This is a genomic window from Photobacterium rosenbergii (genome assembly GCF_003026455.1).
Classification (GTDB): Bacteria; Pseudomonadota; Gammaproteobacteria; order Enterobacterales; family Vibrionaceae; genus Photobacterium; species Photobacterium rosenbergii.
This window is the reverse complement of sequence record NZ_PYMB01000003.1, coordinates 537258-560595: the sequence shown is the minus strand read 5'-3', so window position 1 is coordinate 560595 and position 23338 is coordinate 537258. Positions and strand designations below refer to the sequence as shown.

Below are 23338 nucleotides of genomic sequence, written 5' to 3'. Positions count from 1 at the left end.
CCTTATTAGTAGGGTAGTTGTATGTCCGTTTAACCTTTGGTCGCGCCTAGGGTTAACCCAGCAATGAAATGCTTCTGCATCGCGAAGAACAAAGCGACGGGCGGAAGGGCTGCCAATACGGCGCCGGCGGAAATTAAGTTCCAGGAAGCCAACCATTGGCCGCGTAGGGCGCTGATCCCTGCGGTGACCGGGCGGACTTCTTCACTTTGCACCAGTACCAGTGCCCAGAAGTAATCGTTCCAAATGAAGGTAAAGACCAGCACCGACAGCGCTGCCAAGGCAGGGCGAACCAGTGGCAAGATGATGTACCAGAAAATCTTGAACTCGCTGACGCCTTCAACCCGTGCAGCCTCAAGCAATTCATTGGGTAAGCTGACGATGAAGTTACGCATAAACAAGGTGCAGAAACCCGTTTGGAAAGCGACATGGAAAATGATTAACCCAAGGTGGGTGTCATATAACCCTGCACTGATAGTGAGGTCACGAACAGGGATCATCAATATTTGGAAGGGAACAAAGTTACCGGCAATAAATATAGCCAGCAGCCAAATATTGCCTCTGAACTTATATTTTGCCAATGCAAAACCCGCAAGAGTCGAAAGGGCAACAGCACCGGTTACGGCAGGTAGCGTAATAATCAATGAGCTAAGCAGATATTGTCCCATATCGGTGGTTTGGAACACCATCTGATAATTTTCGATTAAATTAAAGCTGGTGGGCCAACCCCAATAGTTTCCTTGGTTGATATCTTCAATCGAGCGGACCGAGGTCAGCAATATAGCCAGAAGTGGTAATAGCCATAGAATAATTGAAAAAGGCAGTGCTACCCGGTAGGCAATATTGATAGTCCGCGATGATTTATTTATAGGTGTCGGAAACATTATTTCTCACTCCTTAACATGCGAGTTAAGAAAAAGGCGATATAGATAGCCATTATCAGGAAGAGCACGACAGCAATAGCGGCACCGTAACCCATTCTGTAGTTGAAGATTGACTGCTCATACATCATGTAAGCTAGCACCGTCGAGCTTCCCCAAGGGCCGCCAGCGGTCATGGTGGCAACCAAGTCAAATGAGCGCAGGGCACCAATCACAGTTACTACCACTGCTATGAAGGTCGCTGGTGATAGTTGGGGCAGAATGATATGCCTTAAGAGCTTGAATCCCTTTGCGTTATCGAGTCGGGCTGCTTCAATCAGTTCAGGGTTTAGGTTGTTGAGCCCGGTGAGGTAGAGGATCATGCAATAGGCAATTTGCGGCCATAGGCCCGCAGCAATAATGCCGTAGGTGACATACTGATCACTCGATAACAGCGCAATAGGCTCTGCACCGAAAAATGCCAGAATACTATTTAACAGGCCCAAACTAGGGTCGTAAAACCAAGTAAATACCAAGCCAACAATGACTTGGGATATAACAAATGGGAAAAAGAATAACGCTTTGATCAAACGTATTCCTTTCACTTCCTGATTGAGAAATAGTGCGATAGCCAGACCAATTGGTGGGGCAAGCATAAACATCACCAGCCACAACAAATTATTGGTCAGTGCGGTATAAAAGGTTTCTGAATCAAATAACTCGATGTAGTTTTCAAAACCCACCCAGACTTTCTCGCCCATACCGTCCCATTGGTAAAGGCTGAGGTTGAAGCTATTTATAATGGGGTAGAGAACATATATTGCAAATAGCACCAACGCCGGGGCAAGAAAGACCCACGGCACTAAAGAAATAGGAATAATCCGCTTCCTTTTTTGTTTAGAGTCACTGGCTCTATTTATTGTCGCTTCTGCTGAAGAAGAATGAATCATACTAGGCTCCGATTCCATGTATGCAGAGATCTCGGTTCATTGGTAAGCGTGCTTACCAAGTTGTTCTGTATGTTCTAGGTGTTGTTTTGATAGCTGTTTGATGACGCAAAGTGATTTGCGTGGTTACGATATCGACAATGGTGTTAATAAAACGTGATCAAGGAAACGTTTCCATAAATGGTGGTGATATTACTTACGATGTGTGACATGGATCTGGATAGTATGGGTAATAAATAGCTTGGTATCTTTCTCGCGCATAAGGCTAATATGTAGATTTTTCAACCCAATATATTGTTTTAAAGAGATGAAATGCGTCCCCTGTCACTATTGCGCTATGTGAATGCGGCAAGGTATACCCAGCTCACACTATGTTAAAAAGTTGAGCGTTATTGCGCTGGAAACGTTTACTGTGGCGTTACAATCGGGTAGCGTAAATAACGTTCTAGTTGTTTGCTAAATGGCCTTTGCTGACGTCCGTACTCTCAGAGGATGAAATTATATGGCTGGTATATCCCTAAATCGCGCAGTGAAACGATTTGGAAAAGTACAAACTATCCACGGTATCGATCTTACTATTGAAGATGGCGAGTTTACTGTCTTCGTTGGTCCGTCAGGATGTGGAAAATCCACCTTGCTTAGGCTGATTGCCGGCTTGGAAGACATTACCGAAGGTGATATCTCTATTGGCGGGGTCAACATGAATGATGTTGAACCCTCTGAGCGTGGTGTTGCGATGGTGTTCCAGTCATATGCGTTATACCCGCATATGACAGTGGAAGAAAACATGGGCTTTGGTCTCAAGATGGTGGGAGAGAAACCGGAGGTGATCAAGCAGCGGGTGAAGCATGCCAGTGATATTCTCCAACTCGAGGCGCTGCTCAAGCGCAAACCGAAGGAGTTGTCTGGTGGTCAAAGGCAGCGCGTGGCTATTGGTCGTGCGATTGTCCGCGATCCGGAAGTTTTCTTGTTCGATGAGCCGTTATCCAACCTAGACGCAGAGTTGCGGGTTGAAATGCGAATCCAAATTGCCAGGCTGCACAAGCAATTGGGTAACACCATGGTGTATGTCACCCATGATCAGGTCGAGGCCATGACACTGGCCGACAAGATTGTGGTATTGCGCGATGGTAGGGTAGAGCAGGTAGGCTCACCACTGCAGCTTTATTATCAGCCAGCAAATGAATTTGTCGCCGGTTTTATCGGTTCGCCGAAAATGAACTTTATCCCGGCTATGATTGCAAAAAAAGAGCATCAATCTCTGACACTTACCTTGCCCGATGGACAATCTGTTTCCATTGCTGCCCATACTGATGGTGTTGAAGCCGGCCAGGCGGTCAAAGTGGGGATCCGCCCTGAGCATATCTTCCTCAAACCACAGGGCAGTGAGGAAAGCACTGTTGGAATTGAGTTCCAATCTGATGTGGTTGAAAGGCTAGGTAATAGCACCTATTTATTCGGTCAGTATGCAGGCGTCGATGGCTTTAAAATCCATCTACCGACTGACGAGCCTGTCGTTACCGGCAACAAGGTGAAGGTGTATATGGATAACCACAACCTGCACCTGTTCAACGAAAAAGGCCTTTCTATTCGTCAGTACAGTGATGCTGATGTACCTACTCAGATTTGTGCGTAGAGCACTTACCTCAGTCCCAAACAATTACTGTTCCCGCAGAATAAAAAAGCCGCTCTAATGAGCGGCTTGCACTAGACGATAAACCTTAGTTTGTTTCTGGGGGTAATAGGAACACACCGTTCGGGTTAATCGTTAGGTACGCATGGTCGGTAAAGCTAGTATCAAATTGTGCGGAGTTTAATTGCAACAGAAGTTCATGCCCTTGCCACTCCACCACGACTTCATACATAGAACCCATATAAGCGGTACTGGTTACCCGGCATTGTTGGCAAGGCTCTCCATGTTCGGCCAGTAAAATGGCTTCAGGACGAACGCCAATCTGGTAGTCGCCTGGGCCAATACCTGAAACATTGCCCTTGGCTGCAGGCAGGCTATAGCCGTGGATGTCTATGGTTTCTCCGTTAAAGTGACCCTCGAACATGTTAGCTTCACCCATGAAATTGGCCATAAACATTGAAGCTGGGTGCTTGTACAAATCTGTCGGGCTACCCTGTTGCATGATATCGCCATCTTTCATGACGATAACAGTGTCAGAAACCGCAAAGGCTTCGGATTGGTCGTGGGTAACGTAAAGCGATGTAATATTGAAGCGCTGCTGCAAATCGCGAATGGTCTCGCGCATATTCCTGCGTAAATTCGCATCTAAGTTACTCAAAGGTTCATCAAACAGCAGCACCTTGGGTTTGAGCACCAGTGCCCTTGCCAGTGCAACACGCTGCTGCTGACCGCCGGAGATCTGGTCGACGAAGCGCTCGCCAAAACCTTCCAAATCAACAAGTTTGAGCGCATCATCGACACGCTTTTTGATTTCAGCCTTATCAAGGCCAAGCATCTTCAAGCCATAACCGACGTTTTCGTGCAGGGACATATGGGGAAACAGGGCATAAGACTGGAATACCATACAGATATCACGATGCTGGATAGAGGTGTTGGTGACATCCTCGCCATCAATGAAAATCTGGCCGCTGGTGGGTTTTTCCAGACCCGCGACAAGGCGGAGTACCGTGGTTTTGCCGCAGCCCGATGGCCCCAGCAAGGTGACTAGGCTGCCTTTTTTGATCTTTAAATCGAGGTTGCCGATAACGGTTTTATCGCCAAAGCGCTTACAGACGTTTTTGAGCACTACAAAGTTTTCAGTTGCCATGAATTTATTCTCCAGTTAAGACGCGTCGTTTTTGGCTTTGGAACGCGAAATGCGCGCTTCACCGACAAGGAAATCAAAAATAAGGATGATGCTCAGCATCACAACAATCAGTATGGAGCCGTAGGCAATGGCGATACCGTATTCACCGTCTTCTACCCGGTTGAGGATGTAAGAGGTTGCCACCCGGGTTTCTGGCGTTACCAGGAAGATAATGGCGCTCACTGTGGTCATTGCACGCACGAAACTGTATACCAGCGTAGATAGAATCGCCGGGCGAAGTAGAGGCAATAAAATATGGGTGATGGTTTTCAGCGAGTTGGCTCTCAGGCTCAACGAGGCTTCATCCAATGATTTATCTAACTGGCCGAGACCGGCGACACCAGAGCGGATCCCCACCGGGACGTTTCGCATCACCATGGAAATAACTACGATGGCGGCAGTACCGGTTAGGTACACAGGGGCATCGTTAAACGCAAGGATATAGGACACACCGGCAACGGTTCCCGGTACTGCGAAGCACAACATAGTGGCAAATTCGATTACCTTTTTGCCGTGGAACTGCTGGCGCACGACAATGTAAGCAATCAATAGCCCGAACAGCGCAGTAAGTGGTGCGGCAATACCGGCATAGGTCATAGTGGTGATCAGTGATGGCCAGGCCCCTTCGCTCATACCCATACCGAACAAGTTAATGTAGTTGGCGAAGGTCAAGCTGTAATCAACCCCCCAGTTGACGGTAAAGCTACCGTAGATAATGCTGCCGTACAGCAGGATGTTGAATGCCATCCAGAAGTACAACAGGCCCGATACACTGTGCTTCAATGTCGCAGGTAGTGGTTGGACATCGCCCCGGTAAGACTTACCGGAGATGGTGACGTAAGAGCGTTTGCCTATCCAAATATACTGCACGACGAAAATAGCCAGCGAGAACAGAAGTAATACTGCGCCAAGGGTACTCGCTGAGGCGTAATCTAACTGGGCACCGGCAATGTAGAAGTAGATCTGGGTGGCCAGTACGTCAAAACTGCCACCGAGCACCAGTGGGTTACTGAAGTCTGCCAGAGACTGGACGAAGATGATTAGAAAACTGTTCGCCAATGCCGGTTTGAGCAGCGGCATAACGATTTTAAAGAAGGTCTGGTAGCGATTGGCCCGCAGGGTATAAGACGCTTCTTCCAGTGAAGGATGCAGCGACTTCATCGCACCATCAAGGATCATGAACGACATTGGCGCGAATGCCAGTACCTGTGCCATCCATATGCCGGTAAAGCCATACAGCCAGTTGGTTTGGGTAAGCCCGAACCAATCCACCATCAATTCAGTGATATAGCCAGAGCGCCCCAGCATCAGTGTGACACCCAATCCGACTACAAATGGCGGGGTAACGATAGGTAAAATAGAGAAGATTCGGGCAATAAAAGCACTGCGCTTGGCGATGCGGGTGGTGTAGATAGCAAAGACCAAACCGAAGAAGGTTGCACCGATACCCACAGATGTACCCAGCATGACTGAGTTCATGATGATCTGGATGATTTGGGCGCGGCCAAGGATCTCGAGAAATTGCCAAGCGGCAAAATTCCCCATGTCATCTTTGAACATAGGGACAAAGATGGCGATGCTCGGGAAAATAATAAATGTGGTGATCAGCAACACGATTGCGATGAGCGAGCCAATAACAAAGGTATCGCCGCCAAGGTATTCTAGCCTCGAGAAAGCCAAGGTCATGACTGCGCCAAGGACAACAAACAGGGCGATGGTTGCGTAACCCATTCCTTGCGCGGTATACCAAGAAGAGAACACTACAAACAACATGCAGAAAGCACTGAAGCCGATGTCGAAGTAGTGTCGGTTTTTGGCATATTTATCCTGCACTTGGGCAGGGCGGATCAATAAAACAGCAGGGAGGGCGAACCATAGCCATGAGATATTCATGCTACTCCAGCCCATCGCTGCCCTAAACTCTTCTGAGGTGGATTCAAACAGTCCCCAATCGAGAGCAAAGACCGGCAGCAAAATAAAAGCTGCCAGCAGGCTTAATACCCAATAGAAGACAGGGTCGCGTTTTATGGTACTTGGCGTGATTTGTGCGGCAAGTTCGTTCATTGTCTGTACCTGAAATGTAGAGCTGTGTTGGTCTTGTCTGGTGGTGCAGGACAGGGGCTGCCAGGCAGCCCCAAAGGGGATTACTCTCCCATCTTGACGACATTGACCCACTTGTTGATCAGACGTTTACGTTCGTCAGACGAACCGTATTTGTCCATGTCGTAGCTGATCAGTGTGAGATCTTCAGGGTTCAAGGCGTTTGGTGATTGCTCGGCCTTGATGTTAGTTAAGATCTGGAATGATTGGCCTTTCTGCCACGCAGTTTCCTGGCCTTCTTTTGAAAGTACAAAATCAACGAATTTCTTCGCGTTATCAAGGTTACGGGCACCTTTGATAACACTGACACCGCCGATTTCATACCCGGTACCCTCACAAGGTGAGATCAACTCAAGAGGGGCACCTTTTGATTGCTCAAGTGAGTAGTCGTGCAGGAAGCCGATGCCGATAGCAATCTCGCCACGAGCTGCATTTCGAGAAGGGGTCACACCTGATTTAGTGTATTGGGAAACGTTTTTGTCCAGCGCTTTAAAGTAGTTGAAGGCTTTGTCTTCGTCCCAAAGTTGGATGAAAGTTGCCAGTGCAGTGTAGGCGGTTCCTGAACTTTGAGGGTCGGCGATCTGGATTTCCCCGGTATATTCCGGCTTGGTTAAGTCATTCCAGCAACGTGGGATTGGCAAGCCTTTTTCTGCAAGGCGCTCTGTATTGACGCCAAAGCCAAGAATGCCCATATAAACAGCAGAAGAGTAGTTACCTTTGCGTTTAGCAGGATCCCGGAAGTCCGGCATGATGTTTTCAAGCTGTGGGGAAGGGTAGGCTTGAAGCAGGTTCATTTCGCCAGCTTGGGATTGAGGGTCAAGCGTACCGCCGTACCAGACATCGGCACGTGGGTTTTTCTTTTCGGCTTCGATCTTGGCCAGTGTGCTGCCTGAGCCGTTACGGACAAAGGACGTTTTCACATTGTATTTTTCAGAGAAAGCTTTAGTTTCCGCTTCACACATTGCGTTGGTTGCACTGCAATATACGACTAATCGACCGTCAGCCATAACCTGTGGAGCTGCAAACATTGAACCCAGAATACAGGCGGCGAGTAGCGAGCGTTTAGTTCTAACTTTCATTATTATTTCCTCTTGTTGTTTCCAACGTGTAGGGTTGGATAAGTGACAACGAGAGGAATCATAATTTTAGTTAACGGCGATCCCTGCCCGTTGTTGTGCTTTGACGAAAGGTAAAATCAGCAGCCCAATCGACGCTGCACACAGCGTGATGACACCGAAGAAACCTTCCCAGCTAAATCTTTCTATAAGCACTGCTAGCGGATAACCAGCTAGCGCAGCTCCTAAGTAGGCGAACAACCCGACAAACCCTGTCGCGGTCCCGGCAGCGTCTTTGTGTGAACACTCCGCTGCGGCCATGCCTATCATCATTTGCGGTCCGAAGACGAAAAAACCGATGGAGAAGAAACAACCCGATAGCACCAACACGTTATCGAGCGGTGTTAGCCATAACGCTGCAACAGAGATGAAAATACCCAGCGCAAAAATCAGGTTCATCGGCGCTCGGTTACCACGGAAAAATTTGTCTGATCCCCAACCGCCAAACAGGGATCCGAGAAAGCCGCCGACTTCAAACATCGATACTGTGGTATTGGCCGTGATTAACGGGTAACCATGACGCTCGGTCAGGTATAAATTCCCCCAGTCATTGATAGCAATGCGCACCACGTAGACCAGCAAATATGAGCTGCACAGTAGCCAGATATACTTGTTACCCAAGACATAGGTTTTCAATATCTGCCTGAATGACAGCCCTTTACCTTCATCTTCGTGCCGTTTTTCCAACTCGTCATCACGCCACTCGCCAACACTTGGCAAACCCAAGGTTTGTGGTTTGTCCCTTAGCCGAAAGCACAACACTGTGCCCACGATGATGGCGAGCAGGCCCGGCAAGATGAAGCCAAACCGCCATCCCCAACTGATTGCGATGATCCCGATAGAAATTGGGATAAGTGCACCGCTCAAGTTGTGGCAAGTGTTCCAAATTGACCACCAAAAGCCGCGCTCAGAACGTGAATACCAACTGGTCAGTAACTTTGCACAGGGTGGCCAACCCCAGCCTTGGAACAACGCGTTGAGTGTCCATAGCAGTATGAAGGCAGAGAGCGATGAACTAAGTCCAAACAGTATGTTGATGACACCGGTTGCGATGAGGCCTAGCCCCATGAAATAGTTCGGTTTCGTCTGATCGCTGACCATACCGGACAGAAATTTCGATGCGCCATAAGTGATGTAGAACAGGGTACCGAGTACACCAAAATCGGCAGTGCTCAGCCCGAGATCCGAAAGCATTGCGGGCATGGCAAAACTCAAGCTTTTACGGGTGAAATAAAACACCCCGTAACCGATATACATCGCGGCCATCAAATGAAGACGCCAGTAGCGGTAGCTTTCGTTAACTTGGCTAGGGCTAGTTGCGACTGCAAACGTCATCACTTCTCCTTAAGTGCTGAAGTTGATGTTATTGATAATGTGGATGAAAAGAATGAGACAGTTTCATAAATGACTAGGAAAATTTCCTAGTTGAGGCTAAGTGGTATCGGATTTTGTGGGTAAGTTAACAGTTATACGGCAGCCGAGCTCATTGCTTCGAATCGTCATTTGCCCGCCTAGTGCTTGAACACGCTCTTCCATACCCTTTAGACCGTGACCTCGGTCTCGCCAGTCACTGGGTAGGCCAATACCGTTATCACGAAGCTCGAGGCTAAATTGGCTACCTGGCATCAGGGAGAGCTGAACTTCAGTTGCCTGGGCGTGCTTGCAGATATTGTTAAGTAATTCCTGAACGATTCGGTATAGGGTAACGGCTGTGACTTCGTCTAGTCTGTCTGCCAAAATCCCGAAATTGAGCTTGAAATCGACATGTCGCTCTTTGAAGCGCATTTCTGTTGCTAACTGGCGGATTGCAGCCTCGAGGCCCATTTCATCGAGCGCCTGTGGACGTAACTGCTTGAGCAATTGGCGGGTAGATGTATGGATCCGCATTGCCAGCTCATGGGTGGTATCGGCTATTTTCTCTGCTTGTTCATTGACAGCGAGCCTTTTTGCCAGCATAGATTGAATTTGTATCGCAGTGATGTTTTGACCTATCTCATCATGAAGCTCCCGGGCGACAGACTTGCGGATATCTTCCTCTACGTGAACAAGCTGTTTGGCCAGCTGGTTCTTATTGTGCAGTTCGGTCTGCAAATCCGCGTTGGCTTTCTTCAACTGCTGGGAGAGCAGGTATTGGCGGCTGATAGCGATACCCAACCCTAATCCAATTAGTGCCTGAGTCGCAATAAAGCTTTGAAGCTCAAGGTCGGATTCAAATGAACCTGAAATCTGCCGTGCGGTGGCGAGTAAGATACTGTTCATCACACTGGCAAGTACCCCCCCTTGCCAGCCGTAGCGGTAGGCCATAAAGATATTCGGTAGCAGGAAAAGCAGCAATGAAAGGGACTTCATCTCTTCAAGGAAGGTCAGCTCTGCCGCAAGGCCGATACTGAAAAAGACGAGGCACCACACCAATGCAGAGCCGCGCAGCGTAATTTCCTGATGGATGAGAGTCGGGCTTAAAGGCTGCCATATTTGGCGGTGGAGGTAGTCGTACAGCAAAAAGAAAAAAGGCATTAAGAGAATGCCGCCAGTCAATGCTGAGACAGCCCCTTCCAGTGCGTAGTCAATGGTCATCCCCAGAGGTTTGAAAACCATTAAGAGGGCGAGGCCACAGAGGTTGGCATAAGCGAATGCAAAACCGCACAGTGCTAGCAACTGCTTCCAGTAAACGTCTAGCGTTCGCCAATAAGGCTGAAAAGCGATGGCCAAGCTATGGCTGAAAATGGAGAACAGCATGAGCAGGTAGAGTGTACTGTCATCGTTGATGACTGGCAGCATGAGGGCAATAAGCCCTATCTCGCCTAAGGTAAATAGAGGCCAGAGGCGGCGGGGGCTGAGCGCGTAGACGGCCAGTTTTAATCCAGTCGGAAGGAAGAGTCCTGCTAATAAGAGGTCGGGAACGAGGTACCGGCTGATATTCCACAGGCAAAACCAACTAATGGAGTACACAACCAAACTGAAGGCATACGTAAATGCGTGGGTTAGGATAAGCCGGGGCAGATGTTGCCGTCGCGTGATCTCATTCATACTGGCTCATCATTGAGCAATTTGTGGTGCAGGGCGAAACGAATTAAATCGACATTGTTGGAAAGCCCAAGCTTGCTAAGAATATTCGCCCGGTGAACATGAATTGTTTTATGGCTGATAAAGAGCTCACTACCGATTTCTTTGACATCTTTTCCCAAAATCAAATGGTCGAACACTTCCCGCTCGCGCTTGGTGAGATCATGCAGCACATCGGGTCCGGCAGATGCATTGCTTAAATTAACTAGCGCATCAGCGCAGAGGTACCTGTCACCATTTGCAACGGTACGAATCGCTGTGACAAGTTCGCTCGGGCCACAGCGTTTGGAAAGGTAGCCATAAGCTCCTGCATCAATGGCTTTGCTAACAAAAGAAGCAGAATCGTAGATACTGAGAATAATCGCCTTGAAATCGGGGTGCTTCTTACGCAGTTTTTCCAGTAATATCAGACCACTTTCATCAGGCATTGAAATATCAATAACTGCTACATCGACTGCTGTTTCTGAAAGTCCACGCAATGCCTCTTTAGCGTTGCTGTATTCGCTATGCACTTGAATATCAGGCTCTATAGAGAGTAATTGTGCAAAGCCCGAACGAACCACAATGTGGTCATCGACTAAAGTGACAGTAATCATTTTTGGAACCTACTTCATTGTCAGCAGGTTAGAAAATATCAATCTCATAGCATTAATGCACATTCGAACAGTGAAGGTGTGATAACTGTCGCTAAAGTTTGAAGCTTAGGCAGTTCATACACCAATATAGAGTTGTCTGTATGTTTTGCATGGCTTTAAAGGTGAGTGACAATAATTGTCAAGGCAGAGATATATTTCTGATTTTATAAGGTAAATTCGTCAATATGATGACGATCTTGCTGGTGATTTTTGCTTTGGTTTACTATGGGGATGTGTTTTTTAACTAATATTTTCAATTGTTTATTATGGTTTTGCTCGTTCGGAGTATACCAACCGGAAAGAATAATCTTCCCGTATATAAGTGAGATTAACCCAGCGTTTACGGTTATCTAAATATGAAAATGAATGATTTTGGCTGGCATTAGGTGAATTGTTTTTAGGTATTTTGAAATAAATATCGGCAATGGCGTTTCTACTTACTTTAAAGAGGAGAAGCGCTATGCATAACTCAGCGGTATTGTTGATTGCAGGTTTTGGGGTATTGGTTTCGTCGGCAGCAGCCAATTCACAAGAAATTTTTCAGCCTCAGGAAAAATATAAACATTACACATTTTTGGGGGCAGGAGCAGCGATAGGGGAGTCGGTCTTTTCCAGTGATGGTAGTGAGTTCAGCGTGAAACCTTATATCTTCCATCAAAGTGACTATGGCTTCATTGACGGTAGCTTGGCCAACTTAGCCCTGACGCCTTGGTTTGGCCTTTCTGGCAACATACGCTTGTCAGAAGTATCTGATGACTTCACCGATATTCCAAGTGGCATAGAAAACAGGGACAGTAGTGGGGAATTGGGGCTTACCCTTGGCACAGTAGGGGCAAGGCTAACCTATTTGCATGATGTGACCGATAAGCACAATGGTTATGAACTACAACTACATTTAGGTAGGGCTTTTGATACCCCCTTGGATAAGCTGACCATTGCCCCTTATGTCGAGCTGAATTACCGTGATGATAAGCTCTCCCAACACATCTATAGTGTTTCTGCCAACGAGGCCAGTGCTTCTGGATTGTCGGCATTCGAAGCTGATGATACATGGGTCTACAAAGGCGGTTTTACAGCGCTCTATGATATAAGCCGACATATTCTGGGCGTTTCTAAGCTGGAACTGGAATACCACGATAGCAACAGCCCACTGGTGCAAAATGATCTTGGTTGGAAGTTTAGTGTTGGGGCGGCCTATCGGTTTTAAGTCATCTATCCTTATAAGTGCCTTTTTACATTTGTAGGACCCTAACATGAAAAAGCTAATTGGTTTGCTAGGTATCATGTTGTTCAGTGTTTCTGTTCAGGCTGGTGGCTCTGGCAGTGGTGGTATTCCTAGCCCTCCTTGTGTGATCGATGGCAAGCTTATCCACAAACATGTTCTGATAACTGAATGCAACGAAATGAAGAAGCAAGCTTCAGAAAAGAAGGACAAGGCTTCTTCAACCTATTAGCCCAGATTTAACGCGCATAGTTTAACTTTCAGGACTTCTGCTACTGGGCTAAAGATATTTGAATGCTCACCGAGTTACGGGGTCACGTCAGATCCCGTACTATTCCTGATCTCTTTTCTCGCACTGAGATGCCTTTCTGTTTAGAAGCATTATCTTACGTAAAACGTATATTCAGATCTGACTTTAAATGGAAACGTTTCCAGTGTGCGGGTTGGCTCACAGTATCTACTGGGTATTTCATTATGATCAGGTGAAATTTCATGCTTAATAGGAAACCATGACAATGGATAAGCAAATCATTCGTCTGAAAGGTCGACAGTCTGAAATGATCGTCGAGATTGGAGAAATCGCTGAAGTGATTTACTGGGGAGAAGCATTAGCCGAGCTACCCCAAGGGGCAGATATTGCCTTGAAACGCCCAGTCCCTTATGGCCGGTTAGATAATGATGTGCCTGTTTCATTGCACCCAGAACTTGCGCGGGGCCTCTTTGGTAGTCCGGCGCTTGAAGGCCACCGCAATGGGCAACATTGGTCGCCAGCATTTAGCATTACTTCAGTTCATCATGAGGGTGGGAGCCTGATTGTGGAAAATCAGGACCTTATTGCTGGTCTGTCATTAGTAGTGCATCTGGAAGTTGATAGCAACGATGTTATCCAAATCAAGCAGACTCTGACCAATACTGGCGACGGGGAGTATCAGGTGAACCGTCTGGCCAATACGCTTCCTTTGCCAGAGCGTGCCAATGAGCTTCTCACCTATTATGGCCGTTGGGTAAAAGAGTTCCAGCAAGTACGCCAACCTCTGCTGCAAGGTGGCTACCAGCAAGAGAATCGCCGTGGCCGTACGTCACATGAACATTATCCGGCCTTCATTGCAGGTACCAAAGGGTTTGGCGAGTGTGATGGTGATGTCTGGGGCTTCCATTTAGCGTGGAGTGGTAACCACCGTATGCGGGTTGACGTTAAGGCTGACGGGCGTCGGGTTGTTCAGGCCGAAGCGTTGTACCTGCCGGGCGAGATGTCACTACAACCGGGGGAAAGTTTAGTCACGCCTGTCCTGTATGCCACACATAGTGCCAATGGGTTGAACCGGATGAGCCAGCAGTTTCACGGTCATGTGCGTGAGTCTATTTTAGCCCCACAAATCAGTGAGAAAGCCCGTCCTATCCACCTCAATACGTGGGAGGGGATCTATTTTGATCATGATCCTGATTACATCAAAGAGATGGCGACAGAATCAGCAAAAATGGGCGTTGAGCGCTTTATTATTGATGATGGTTGGTTCAAAGGGCGTAATGGCGACAAAGCGGCTTTGGGTGATTGGTATCTTGATGAAGCCAAGTATCCTAACGGGCTTGAGGGCATCGTAAACCATGTGAACGAATTGGGCATGGAATTCGGATTGTGGTTTGAGCCGGAGATGATTAACAAGGACTCTGATTTATACCGTACTCACCCAGAATGGTTGCTTGCTGTCGATGGGTATGAGCAGCCAACGGGCCGTAATCAGTATGCGATAAACCTGCAAAATGATGATGCTTTTGAATACTTATTGGCAAGGCTCGATCACTTTTTATCGACCCTTAATATCGCTTACATCAAGTGGGACATGAACCGTGAGATTGTCCAACCGGGCCATCAGGGCCGGGCTGCAGGTAACAATCAGGTCAAGCGTTACTATGAATTAGTCGAAAAGATCCGTGAGCGCCATCCTGAGGTTGAAATTGAGTCATGTGCTGCTGGTGGCGGCCGGATTGATTACGAGGTGCTTAAGCGGACCCATCGTTTCTGGACGTCAGACAACAATGATGCGTTGGAACGACAACAGATCCAGCGAGGTTTTAGCTATTTCTTCCCACCAGAAGTGATGGGAAGCCATATCGGTGCGCGCCATTGCCACAGTACCCGTCGTACCCATGATATCCGTTTTCGTGGTTTAACAGCATTGTTTGGCCATATGGGTATCGAGCTAGATCCGGTGAGGGAGGGGGCTGAAGAAAAGGCTGGCTTTGAGCGTTATATCAAGCTGCATAAGGAGTTCCGAAGTTTGCTTCATAGCGGCAAATCGGTACGTATCCCGGTTGACGACAGTGATGGCCAGTTAGCCAAGGCGGTGATCAGCCAAGATGGCAATGAGGCATTGGTGATGGTGGCCCAGTTAGCTATGCCGACAAACTCCTTGAGTGGTGCGTTGAGGATCCCTGAACTGGATGCCAGCAAAGTCTATAAGATATCCGTGCTTGATCATCCAGTTAACTTCCATGAAGGCTTGGTGAACCAACAGCCTGCATGGACGAAGCAACCCGTGTCTTTGAGCGGGGAGTGGTGTCACAAGGCTGGGTTAGCGATGCCTATCCTCGATGCCGAGAGTGCGATTCTAATTAGGTTAATTGCTGAGTAATCCTCGTTAGTAAAATCTAACTGATATAATGGGACCTTATAGGTCCCATTTTTTTATCCTTTTGCAGTATGTTATATCGCTATTTTTTGCTGCTACGGTGTGTTAAGTGATCAAAATCGCACTTTGGCATTCTATTCATGGAACCCATGGAAACGTTTCCATGGGTGGGGCTTAGATCACAGTTATCCTTCTGTAGATCCTTAATATACCTTTTGAGCCCAGAGCTTGACGGATACAAAAAATTAAATAAATGCTGTACGCACCCTTTTAGTTAGGGAAGGGGTGTGGAACAGACTGAAGGATAAAACATGTCTGACAAAATCACACTACAAACCAAGTTATCATATGGTCTTGGCGCACTCGGTAAAGATTTCGCGTGTGCACCAATTTACATCTTCCTGATGTTCTACTTCACGGATGTAGCGGGCCTGTCTGCTGCCTTTGTGGGTACGATCTTCCTTGCAGCCCGAATTATTGATGCGGTTACTGACCCTATGATGGGGGTGATTGTTGATAACACCCGTTCTAAGTTCGGTAAGTTCCGCCCATGGATTGTCATTGGTACGCTACTTAACGCTATCGTATTGGTTGGCTTGTTCAGTACCCATATGTTTGAAGGCCCAGCCCTGTACCTTTATGCTGCTGCCGCATACATCCTTTGGGGCCTGACTTATACCATTATGGATATCCCATACTGGTCAATGATCCCTGCGCTTTCAAGTGAGCGCCAAGAGCGTGAGAAATTAGTGGTATGGCCGCGTTTGTTTGCAAGCCTTGCATGGTTTATCACGGGTACTTATGGCCTGCACATTGTTGGTGTGCTGGGTGAAGGCAACCAAGGTGACGGCTTCTTCAACGTTGCAATGCTGATTGCTGTTCTGTTCGTGATGAGTGCATTCCTGATTGCCCGTAATGTTAAAGAGAAAGCAGCGCCAGCCAACGCCAAGCCGGCAGAGAAATTTAGCTTCAAAGATGTATTGGTGATTATCGGTAAGAACGACCAACTTAAAGCGTTGATCGGTACCGTACTGTCATTCCAGATTGCTAACCTGCTTGTAGGTGGCTTTGCAATCTACTACTTCTCTTACGCACTGGGTAACCCTGAATTGTTCCCGGTCTACATGATGGTTGCTGGTGCGGCGGAAGTTGCAGGTGTGTTCTTGTTCCCTCGCATCGCGGCTAAGTTACCTCGTAAGCATCTATGGCAAATGGCATGTGGCTTCCCGATTCTGTCTTGTATTGTCCTGCTTGTGATGGGCGTAATGTTCCCGGGCAACGCATTCCTAATTGGCCTTGCCGGTGCTGCAATCAAGTTCGGTGTGGGCATTGCCAACGCACTTCAGACTGTGATGCTTGCTGATGTGGTTGACTACGGTGAGTACAAAACAGGTCGTCGCAGTGAGAGTGTTATCTTCTCGGTCCAGACCATGCTAGTTAAGTTTGCAGGTGCAGCGGGTGGTTTCATTGTGGGTGTGGGCTTGTCTGTTGTGGGTTATGTACCAAATGTCGAGCAGACGGCTGATACCATTATGGGTCTTCACTTTATGATGGTTGGTCTGCCAGCAATCCTTATGGCTGTGAGTGGTTTTGTTTACCAGCGTTACTACCGCTTGCACGATGGCTTTAATAAAGATGATGTTGAAGCAGATATGGTTGATGCAAAACCTGTTCAGGCTTAAAGCTCATAAGTACAAAGGTTAATTCAGTAAAAGAAACCGCTACCCAAAGGTAGCGGTTTTTTATTTATCGCTTAGTAGTAGATGACTAGCCAGTCGACACTAAGTAGCCTGAGAACACTCAGCGAACCCATCATGGTTAGTCTTCTTTCAGCGCTTTTATCGCCGCTTCTAGACCTGCACCATAGGCTTCATCAGCTAGGTAACAGTGCTTAAGGTGACGCTCAACAATGAAGTCTGGCACGCCCTGTAGGGCACCCGCTGTATTGTTTAGTAGTGTCTGGCGCTGCTCTTCGTTCATCAGGCGGAATAGATCGCCACCTTGTGTGAAGTAATCTTCGTCTTCACGGTGATCGTGGTTATCGGCCTGGCCTTTGATGCGCAGTGGTGGCTCAGAGTAATCTGGCTGTTCTGCCCACTCTTTGTGGTAGTTAGGTTCATAACCGATAGTCGAACCGAAGTTACCATCTACACGCATCGCACCGTCACGGTGGTAGCTGTGCACTGGGCAACGTGGGGCATTTACCGGGATCTGGTGGTGGTTAACACCCAAGCGGTAACGCTGCGCATCGCCGTAAGCAAATAGGCGGCCCTGAAGCATTTTATCAGGAGAGAAACCGATACCAGGAACTATAGCTGCTGGGTTGAATGCAGACTGCTCAACTTCTGCAAAGTAGTTCTCTGGGTTACGGTTTAGTTCGAACTCGCCCACTTCGATCAGTGGGTAGTCTTTCTGTGACCATACTTTGGTTAGGTCAAACGGGTTAAAGTTAACTTCGTCTGCTTCTAGCTCCGGCATGATCTGAACGTACATGGTCCATTTAGGGAAATCGCCATTGTCGATAGACTCAAGCAGATCGCGCTGGTGGCTTTCACGGTCTTTACCAATGATTGCTTCCGCTTCTTCGTTAGTCAGGTTCTTGATGCCCTGCTGCGTTTTGAAGTGGAACTTACACCAGAAACGCTCATTGTCAGAGTTGATGAAGCTGAATGTATGAGAGCCGTAGCCGTTCATGTGGCGGTATGTCGCAGGGATACCGCGATCACTCATTACGATTGTTACCTGGTGGAATGCTTCAGGTAGTGACGTCCAGAAATCCCAGTTGTTAACGCCGCTACGCATATTAGTACGCGGATCACGCTTAACTGCGTGGTTTAGGTCCGGGAATTTTAGCGGGTCACGTAGGAAGAAGACCGGCGTGTTGTTACCTACTAGATCCCAGTTACCTTCTTCTGTGTAGAATTTCAGGGCAAAACCGCGAATATCACGCTCAGCATCAGCAGCACCGCGTTCACCAGTTACCGTGGTGAAGCGACAGAATAGCTCAGTCTTTTTGCCAATCTCAGAGAAAAGCTTAGCGCGGGTGTACTTGGTAATGTCCTTTGTAACAGTAAACGTACCGTAAGCAGCAGAGCCTTTGGCGTGCATGCGGCGCTCAGGAATGACTTCACGGTCAAAGTGAGCCAACTTCTCCAAGAACCAAACATCTTGCAGCAGCTGTGGGCCTCGTGGGCCAGCAGTCATGACATTTTGGTTATGCGCAACTGGACAACCAGCGGCAGTGGTTAATTTTTTGTTCATATACTTTCTCAGTTATTAATGTTTTTTAATGGCGTCTGAATAGTGATTGCTATTGCCGGGTACATGGCAACTGTACCTAGAGGCTTTTCCAAATACTAGTGATTATCATTTTATGAGAAGTGATTGGAAGGTGTTTAGCGTGCAGCTTGATTTACAGTTTTGGTGAATGTTTTTGGCTTTGTTTTAATCTCAAGGTGAATAGTTGACGAATAATTCGCGAAAGAAAATAAGTTAATTGTGAATAGGTGAGGTTATTTATGCTGTACATTGACTGTAATGAAAGGTTTACAAAAGATGGGGTGAAACGCTGTTTGATATGTTGCTGTCGGGAGGTAGGCTTTGTAGAGGTGCTCGCTTTATGAACAATAAATTGTAAAGAGAAAAAAGTTTGCCGGAGGAAAATATCGTAAATTGTAAAATGAGGCAGCTAATACATTGTCAGCTGCCGTCATCAATTGTCAGGCTACACTTCTTTGAGCGTATGATACCCAGCCCAGATTCGTGTCGTTGTTGTTACCCAGCACAGCGTACCGAATACCCAGGCGATAGTCGCGAAGTGGGCAGGGAATAGGCAGAACAGAACAAAACAAGCAATAGTTTCAGTCCCTTCTGTCAAACCACCAATATAGTAAAGTGATTTTTGCTTATACACCGGGCTTTCAATGTTACGTTTGCCAGCCATGATGGCAAAGCTAAGAAAGCTGGAACCGGTACCGATAAATGAGAAAATGAGGAAAGCGCCCGCGACAGCATTGGCTTCGGGGTTGGCTAATACAAAACCGAACGGCACCATAGAATAAAAAAGAAAATCCAAGGTGATATCAAGGAAACCGCCACAGTCGGTGATACCTTGCCGGCGAGCGATAGCCCCATCCAGACCGTCGAAGATCCGGTTGATGATAATAAAGCCCAATGCCCAACTGTAAGCCTCCAGTGCCAAGGCGGGGAGGGCAAACAAACCAATCACAAACCCTGCTAATGTGACCTGATTAGCGGTAATGCCTAGCTTATCAGGCAATGCAGAAAAGGTAGTGAGCGGCCAGCGGATCACTTTGATCGCATATCTGTCTAGCATGTTGGTTGTTCCTGAACTGCGTTTGTCCAAGGCCAGTTCAATACCCGGCCTTGAGGTGGAATATCATCATGATCATGGGTAACCATGATCGCGGGGATCTGACGGCTTTGGATTTGATCAAATACAAACTGGCGGAATTCATTGCGCAAGGCTTTATCGAGCTTACTGAACGGTTCGTCCAGTAGAACAGCTTGTGGTTCTGAAAGCAGCATCCTCATCAAACTTATCCTCGCTCGTTGGCCACCAGATATCTCATTAGGCTGTTTGCTGGCTAATTGAGGTAAACCAATCGTTGTTAACGTTGTTTCGGCACGCTCTACACGCTCTTTACCTTTGTAGCGGCGGGGAATGCCAAACATAAGGTTTTCCAGCACGCTTAGGTGGGGGAAAAGTAGGTCATCTTGAAACAGCAGACCGATCTTGCGCTGATCGGGTGCCAATGCCATCACACTTGTCCCTTTGAGGGTCACTTCGCCGGAAAAAGAGAAGTCTGTGACAAGATGTCCGGCAATAGCACTTAATAATGTTGATTTCCCGCAACCGCTTGGGCCCATTAAGGTAAAAACCTCGCCAGGACTGACGTCAAAACTAACCGGTGAGAACAGGGCTTTTTCACCGTGCTGGATTGCTAGGTTTTTCACAGATAAAGTCATCCGTGAGTGTACTCCTTTGATTTATTGGTTATATGAGTGTTTTGTCGCGAATGCTGGCGATAGTATCGCCAGCGATAACTCAGGCGATTTGCAACAATAGCCAGAGTAAAGAAAACAAAAGGTAATATGCCCTGCAACAAGCCATATATCGCCATCACCCTGCGATCTTGGCCACTTGCAAGGGCAACAGCCTCGGTGGTGATTGTACTGATGCGTCCTGCTCCAAGCATTTGGGTTGGCAGATATTGTGCGAGACTGACGCTGATCCCGATAGCTAGGCCAAATATAATAGCGGGCTGGACTTGGGGGCGCTTGACCCGCCACCAGGTTTGCCACGCGGTTAAGCCAAGGCTCCTGCTACATTGGTCAAGCCGACAGTCATAACTGCGCCATGCTCCGTCTAAGGCTAGGTACATATAAGGGAAGACAAATATCAAGTGGCTCCAACTGACCCATAGCCAGTAGTGCTGGCCGGGGAGCATATACGTCACGATTTGGATACCGAACAACAGGGAGAGTTGCGGTGTCACTAACGGAATTGCGATAAGCCATACAGGAATTGCGCGCTGGTATTTTTGGCGGTATTCAAGGCATGCAATGACTAAAAGCAAAGCGACCGTACTGGACACAATGGCCAGTGATAGGCTAGTGCCCATTAGATCGGTCACCGTTGGCAGTTCTTGTTGCCAGAATCGGTCACTGTACCGACTCGGTAACAAATCAGGGAAACGCCACCGCTGGGCAAAAGACCAGACGACCAGAAGCGGGACGATCATAATGGGAATAACGATGAATGGGCTGTATAACGCCAGGTGACGCCTAGGTTTCTGCTGGTTTCGTTTAGCTTCTTTGGCGCCTTTGGTTATCCATCCTCGCTGGTGCTTGAAGCCAAACCATTCGATGAGCCTGATAAGACCAAGACTTGCAGCCGTAATGAACAGTAACAGGCATGCGCCCGCAGCAGCACGGGGAAGTAGTTGAAGGTCGGGATCGTTAAACCACTGCCATACAAGGACTGACAAGGTTGAAGGGCGTGTTGGGCCCAAAATCAATGCAATATCGACGACGGATAAGCCATAAGCAGAAACGGCAAACAGGGAGAGGCGCAATTTGGGAAGCCACTGTGGCAGGATGACTTTCCGCCACGTTTCAAAATGGCTGTAGCCCAAGCTAGCAGATACCTTACTGAGTTGCTCTACATTGAGTTGCTTGAGAATAGGGATACTCATGATCAGCAGGAAGGGTGTTTCCTTTATGGCGAGTGCCAACATCAGGCCAATCCCGTAATTATCTTGAGTCAGGTTGTTTTGGATAAGGCTTATACCCGCCATATCCGATATGCCCAGTGTGTCGATTAGCCTGAAAACCCAACCGGTAGGAGAAAATAGCAACGCAAAACCAATAGCAAAGGCAACATGCGGCATTGCTAGCATGGGGGAAAGAGTACGTTCTAGTTTTTGCCAGCGCGCGGTTCCCCAATAGCGCTTTAGGATGGTATAGGTAAAAAAAAGCGCGAGTAGGGTGCTGCCAAGCCCTGTAGACAAGCTTAAGGCTACTGATGCAGTCAGGTTCGGCCAGATGGCAACATCATAGAATGCCGATAGGCTGATATTATCAATACCTAATGTCGGGATGTAAGACAGCGAAGGGAGTAGCAGCCCGACAATGCCCGGCAATAGGGGCAAAAAACAAAGAATAAGGGCAAAAATAAAAAATAGATGAATCATAAATTACTCATTGGGTGGAAGCGAGCTCCCACCCTTTAGGCTTAGCCTTTTAATTTTAGCTGCCGTAGCGCTTTTGCCATTCCAGTTCAATGGCGGTCAACCAACTTGGGTGTGGCTCGGGAATAGACTTGTACAACGAAAAGCCTTGCGCGCCGCTGTTAGCTAGGGATTCGGGTTTCAGTACAGATGGATCCCCCCATATTTTGGCATCAGCCTTACGCGCTTGTGCTTCTGGGCTCATCAAGAAATTGATGGTGACCAGAGCCCCCGCTTTAGCCTGCGCATTCCATGGAATGGCTAAAAAGTGAATATTGGACAGTGCTCCTTGTTCAAAGGCATAGGTTTGGGCCGTATCAACCAAGTTGCCATTTTCTATTGCGGCATTGGCAGCATTAGGGTTAAACGTTATCGCCAACAGTAACTGCTGATCATCAAGCAACTGGATGGTTTCACTGGTACCCGACGGGAAGCGCTTGCCCTGCTGCCAAGCGACAGGGTGCAACTGGTCGAGGTATTGCCACAATGGCGCAGTCACCTGCTCAAAACGCTGACGTTCTGTTTGGCTATCTATGGCAGTGTAGAGTGAATCCGGTTCATTAGTCAGTTCCAGCAATGCGGCTTTGAGAAAGCTGCTGCCGTGAAACTCTGGGGGCTGTGGATAGCTCACCTTACCCGGGAAGGCTTTTGCCAGACTCAAAAGCTCGGCGAAATTCTTTGGTGGGTTGTTCAGGGTTTCTTTGTCATGGATAAAAACCAATTGACCGACACCCCATGGGGCCTCAAGGCCCACTGTTGGTTCGGTGAAGTCTTCATCGATCGGTAGGCGAGTATCAACATACTGCCAATTGGGTAGTTGTTGGGTAAATGGGCCATGTAGCAGGTTGCTTTGTTTCATCGAACGGAAGTTTTCACCATTGATCCAAACCAGATCAACACTGCCGCCTTGGTTTTTACCTGCCGCTTTTTCTGCCAGCAAACGCTGGGTGGTCTCAGCTATGTCAGCGACTTTAACGTGTTTGAGGCTGACACCGTACTGGGCTTGCAGTTGACGGCCTGCCCAGCGAAGGTAGTCATTAATTTCTTGGCTACCCCCCCAGGCATTAAAGTAGACAGTTTGTCCATCAGCTTTTTTAACGATGTCATCCCAGCTCTGCTCTGGTGCGGGAGCCGTTTGTGCCGTGCTAAGGCCAGAGGCCAGCGCAAGCGCCAGCCCCAGGAGTGTTTTTTTCATGAT

18 protein-coding genes are annotated in these 23338 nt (G+C 47.8%); 5 read left to right on the top strand and 13 right to left on the bottom strand.

Annotated features, from left to right (window positions below; all coding sequences use genetic code 11):
• Window positions 1-29 precede the first annotated feature (29 nt).
• On the bottom strand, window positions 30-881 hold the full coding sequence (locus C9J01_RS12385; RefSeq protein ID WP_107298434.1) for a carbohydrate ABC transporter permease: 852 nt from the start codon (window positions 879-881) through the stop codon (window positions 30-32).
• Window positions 881-1807 (bottom strand): carbohydrate ABC transporter permease, encoded by a 927-nt coding sequence (locus C9J01_RS12380; protein ID WP_107298433.1) that lies wholly within the window; start codon window positions 1805-1807, stop codon window positions 881-883. Before C9J01_RS12380 ends, C9J01_RS12385 begins: the two co-directional genes overlap by 1 nt.
• A gap of 499 nt (window positions 1808-2306) precedes the next feature.
• On the opposite strand from C9J01_RS12380, the gene C9J01_RS12375 reads away from it, so the two are divergent.
• Entirely contained in the window at window positions 2307-3440 is a 1134-nt protein-coding gene (locus C9J01_RS12375) for an ABC transporter ATP-binding protein (RefSeq protein WP_107298432.1), read from the top strand.
• An 85-nt stretch (window positions 3441-3525) separates the two neighbouring features.
• On the opposite strand, the gene fbpC is transcribed toward C9J01_RS12375, so the two are convergent.
• The 6 genes from fbpC to C9J01_RS12345 form a co-directional block, all read right to left on the bottom strand.
• Window positions 3526-4584: a ferric ABC transporter ATP-binding protein gene (gene fbpC, locus C9J01_RS12370; RefSeq protein ID WP_107298431.1), complete on the bottom strand. Its 1059-nt coding sequence runs from the start codon at window positions 4582-4584 to the stop codon at window positions 3526-3528.
• Window positions 4585-4599: 15 nt separating this feature from the next.
• Window positions 4600-6687 (bottom strand): ABC transporter permease, encoded by a 2088-nt coding sequence (locus C9J01_RS12365; protein ID WP_107298430.1) that lies wholly within the window; start codon window positions 6685-6687, stop codon window positions 4600-4602.
• Window positions 6688-6767: 80 nt separating this feature from the next.
• Window positions 6768-7802 (bottom strand): ABC transporter substrate-binding protein, encoded by a 1035-nt coding sequence (locus C9J01_RS12360; RefSeq protein WP_107298429.1) that lies wholly within the window; start codon window positions 7800-7802, stop codon window positions 6768-6770.
• A gap of 66 nt (window positions 7803-7868) precedes the next feature.
• Window positions 7869-9173, bottom strand: coding sequence for an MFS transporter family glucose-6-phosphate receptor UhpC (gene uhpC / locus C9J01_RS12355; protein ID WP_107298428.1), 1305 nt, complete (start codon window positions 9171-9173; stop codon window positions 7869-7871).
• A gap of 96 nt (window positions 9174-9269) precedes the next feature.
• Complete coding sequence (gene uhpB, locus C9J01_RS12350; RefSeq protein ID WP_107298427.1) at window positions 9270-10865, bottom strand: signal transduction histidine-protein kinase/phosphatase UhpB; 1596 nt, start codon at window positions 10863-10865, stop codon at window positions 9270-9272.
• A complete protein-coding gene (locus C9J01_RS12345; protein WP_107298426.1) occupies window positions 10862-11497 on the bottom strand; it encodes a response regulator in 636 nt (211 codons plus the stop codon). The genes uhpB and C9J01_RS12345 overlap by 4 nt, the downstream gene beginning before the upstream one ends.
• Before the next feature lie 499 nt (window positions 11498-11996).
• On the opposite strand from C9J01_RS12345, the gene C9J01_RS12340 reads away from it, so the two are divergent.
• From C9J01_RS12340 to melB, 4 genes are all read left to right on the top strand, one after another.
• Complete coding sequence (locus C9J01_RS12340; protein ID WP_107298425.1) at window positions 11997-12743, top strand: MipA/OmpV family protein; 747 nt, start codon at window positions 11997-11999, stop codon at window positions 12741-12743.
• 46 nt (window positions 12744-12789) lie between these two features.
• Window positions 12790-12990 (top strand): hypothetical protein, encoded by a 201-nt coding sequence (locus tag C9J01_RS12335; RefSeq protein ID WP_107298424.1) that lies wholly within the window; start codon window positions 12790-12792, stop codon window positions 12988-12990.
• 277 nt (window positions 12991-13267) lie between these two features.
• Window positions 13268-15391 carry an alpha-galactosidase gene (locus C9J01_RS12330; protein WP_107298423.1) on the top strand — a complete coding sequence of 708 codons (2124 nt, stop codon included), beginning with the start codon at window positions 13268-13270 and terminating at the stop codon, window positions 15389-15391.
• Window positions 15392-15699: 308 nt separating this feature from the next.
• Complete coding sequence (melB, locus tag C9J01_RS12325; RefSeq protein ID WP_107298422.1) at window positions 15700-17070, top strand: melibiose:sodium transporter MelB; 1371 nt, start codon at window positions 15700-15702, stop codon at window positions 17068-17070.
• Window positions 17071-17206: 136 nt separating this feature from the next.
• Here the strand turns inward: melB and katE2 are convergent, their stop codons facing one another.
• The 5 genes from katE2 to C9J01_RS12300 form a co-directional block, all read right to left on the bottom strand.
• Window positions 17207-18649 carry a catalase KatE2 gene (katE2, locus tag C9J01_RS12320; RefSeq protein ID WP_107298421.1) on the bottom strand — a complete coding sequence of 481 codons (1443 nt, stop codon included), beginning with the start codon at window positions 18647-18649 and terminating at the stop codon, window positions 17207-17209.
• A gap of 463 nt (window positions 18650-19112) precedes the next feature.
• Window positions 19113-19724, bottom strand: a complete 612-nt coding sequence (locus tag C9J01_RS12315; RefSeq protein ID WP_107298420.1) for a CDP-alcohol phosphatidyltransferase family protein — start codon at window positions 19722-19724, stop codon at window positions 19113-19115.
• Window positions 19718-20377 carry an ATP-binding cassette domain-containing protein gene (locus C9J01_RS12310; RefSeq protein WP_107298419.1) on the bottom strand — a complete coding sequence of 220 codons (660 nt, stop codon included), beginning with the start codon at window positions 20375-20377 and terminating at the stop codon, window positions 19718-19720. The genes C9J01_RS12315 and C9J01_RS12310 overlap by 7 nt, the downstream gene beginning before the upstream one ends.
• Window positions 20374-22104: an ABC transporter permease gene (locus tag C9J01_RS12305; RefSeq protein ID WP_107298418.1), complete on the bottom strand. Its 1731-nt coding sequence runs from the start codon at window positions 22102-22104 to the stop codon at window positions 20374-20376. The genes C9J01_RS12310 and C9J01_RS12305 overlap by 4 nt, the downstream gene beginning before the upstream one ends.
• Before the next feature lie 55 nt (window positions 22105-22159).
• The gene (locus C9J01_RS12300) at window positions 22160-23335 is read right to left on the bottom strand and encodes an ABC transporter substrate-binding protein (RefSeq protein WP_107298482.1); all 1176 of its coding nucleotides are present in this window, start codon (window positions 23333-23335) and stop codon (window positions 22160-22162) included.
• Between the last annotated feature and the right edge of the window lie 3 nt (window positions 23336-23338).